This window comes from Anaerovorax odorimutans (assembly GCF_024459955.1).
Taxonomy (GTDB): Bacteria; Bacillota; Clostridia; order Peptostreptococcales; family Anaerovoracaceae; genus Hominibacterium; species Hominibacterium odorimutans_A.
In genome coordinates, this window is record NZ_JANFXK010000048.1 from 1 (window position 1) to 2,504 (window position 2,504).

A 2,504-nucleotide genomic window follows, 5' to 3' on the forward strand; every position below is an offset into this window, starting at 1 on the left:
CATACCTGTTTGGCCTGGGCATCTATGTTTCCACCAGACGTAATTACCGCAAAGGTGAAGAACATGGGTCGGCCAAGTGGGGTGAGGCGCGGGCGATTAATAAGAAGTATTGTGAGAAACCCTTTACCGCCAATAAGCTGCTGACACAAAATGTTCGTATTAGCTATAACAGCAGAAAGCACCGGCGAAATCTACTTACCGTGGTAGTGGGCGGAAGCGGGGCAGGAAAAACACGTTTTTTCTGCAAACCCAACCTGATGCAGGCCAACACGTCCTTTGTAGTCCTGGACCCAAAGGGTGAGAATCTGCGGGATACCGGATACTTGCTCAAGCAAATGGGGTATGAAGTGAGGGTATTGGATTTAATCAATATGGAAAAAAGTCATTGCTACAATCCTTTTGTTTATCTGAAAGACGACAATGATGTGCAAAAGCTGGTAACCAACTTGTTTAAGGCCACCACACCCAAGGGCGCTCAATCACAGGACCCCTTCTGGGACACGGCGGCCTCCATGCTGCTATTGGCGTTGATCTTTTATTTAAGATATCAGGCTCCAAAAGAAGAACAAAACTTCCCTATGGTGATGGAGCTGCTTCGGGCCGGAGAGGTCAAGGAGGATAATGACGAGTACCAGTCACCGCTGGACGAATTGTTCGATCGGCTGGAAATGCGGGAGCCGGATCATATTGCAGTCAAATATTACAAGGACTATCACAGCGGTTCGGCCAAAACGCTCAAGTCCATACAAATCACCTTGGCGTCCAGGTTGGAGAAATTTAACCTTTCCAGCCTGGCAGCGCTGACGGTTACCGATGAACTGGATCTGCCGTCTCTGGGCGAACAGAAAGTCGCGCTCTTTGCCGTGATCCCGGATAATGACACCAGCTACAACTTTCTGGTAAGTATCCTTTACACCCAGCTCTTTCAGCAGCTCTTTTACTTGGCGGATTACAAACACGGCGGCAGTCTTCCGGTTCCAGTTCACTTTCTAATGGATGAATTCGCCAACGTTTCCTTGCCGGATGATTTCGGCAAAATCTTGGCGGTTATGCGTTCCCGATCGGTAAGCGTGTCTATTGTGCTGCAAAATATAGCGGCACTGAAAGCTTTATTTGAAAAGGAATGGGAGGCAATTATCGGCAACTGTGATGAATTTTTGTATCTGGGAGGAAATGAGCAAAGCACCCATAAATACGTCAGTGAGCTGCTTGGGAAAGCCACCATTGATATGAACACCTATGGGAAATCTACAGGTCATTCCGGGAACTATTCAACGAACTATCAACTTTCAGGCAGGGAACTGATGACGCCGGATGAAGTGCGTATGCTGGACAATCGCTACGCGCTTCTTTTTATTCGGGGCGAACGTCCAATTATGGATGAGAAATTTGACATTTTAAAACATCCGAACGTGGACTTGACAGCGGATGGCAAGGCAGAGCCATACCGGCATGGAGAAGTGACCATGGCCGTTGCGGAGATTTCACTGGCAGACCGTTTAGATCAGGCCACGGTATTGGAAGAGCCAGATACGGCCTATGAACTGTTATCGGATGAAGACTTAGAAGAAATTATGAAACAAACAAAGGGGGACTTGAATGATGAAGCAGCAAGAGAAAACGTCACGGATGGGAAGAACGCTTAGAATCGGTTTTGGGGTTTATATAGCGGTTGTACTTTTAATGACCGTAGGTACGGCAACTGCTTTTGCAGCAAAAGACCCCATTGCGGTGGTGAACAATTTGAGCACATTTATTTTTGGACTTATACGGGCCATTGGCATGATTTTGCTGGGATTTGGTATTGTGCAGATTGGTCTTTCGCTAAAATCCCATGATCCCAGCCAGCGGGCCAATGGATTTTTAACTCTGGCCGGTGGCGTGGTCATTACCTTTGCAAAAGAGATTTTGACTTTGATTGCAGGGTAAAAAAGTTTGACGGATAGGGCAGATTTGTCGCAATCTGCCCTATTAAGTCCAATAAGTAAAGTCAAATGAAAAAGCACCTGTCCAATTCTTTCGGATAGGTACTTTAGCCGTTAACGAGATTCAGATTTCTTTGCCGGTATCTCTCATAATGAAGGTCGCTTTATAATCACAGTCTAGGATTTCAGCAATTTTAAGTAATTCCTTTTCTGAAAAATTATCGTTTTTTAACTTGTTACTTAAATTATTACCACTATATCCAAGCTGTTCTGCTAAATCTTTTATCTTCATATTTCGTTCTATCAAAAGAATACGAATTTTAGTTGCCATTCCCATAGGTAAGACACCCGCCTTTAACTCACAATTTTTTACATTATACTAAAGGAAGTGTAAAAAATCAATGTATCATGCTTTATCAAATTTATCTGTGAGATTGCACAATGGACAAATACTCATTTATATATGTATAATCTCATTTATAAATAAGAAAACATACAAAAGTATGAGTGACCAAGGAGGGTAATTTTTATGAGCTACATATCAGAAATTTTTGATCGGTTGGACGTTCAAAATATTCG

General features: G+C 43.7%; 3 protein-coding genes. 2 read left to right on the forward strand and 1 reads right to left on the reverse strand.

Going from position 1 to position 2,504, the window contains the following annotated elements:
* The coding region (locus NE619_RS17645; RefSeq protein ID WP_420314517.1) for a VirD4-like conjugal transfer protein, CD1115 family at window positions 1-1,646 on the forward strand (1,646 nt) is incomplete at its 5' end.
* Window positions 1,630-1,929 (forward strand): glutamyl-tRNA amidotransferase, encoded by a 300-nt coding sequence (locus NE619_RS17650; protein WP_256133807.1) that lies wholly within the window; start codon window positions 1,630-1,632, stop codon window positions 1,927-1,929. The genes NE619_RS17645 and NE619_RS17650, both read left to right, overlap by 17 nt.
* Before the next feature lie 120 nt (window positions 1,930-2,049).
* Here the strand turns inward: NE619_RS17650 and NE619_RS17655 are convergent, their stop codons facing one another.
* Window positions 2,050-2,262 carry a helix-turn-helix domain-containing protein gene (locus tag NE619_RS17655; protein ID WP_256133805.1) on the reverse strand — a complete coding sequence of 71 codons (213 nt, stop codon included), beginning with the start codon at window positions 2,260-2,262 and terminating at the stop codon, window positions 2,050-2,052.
* Between the last annotated feature and the right edge of the window lie 242 nt (window positions 2,263-2,504).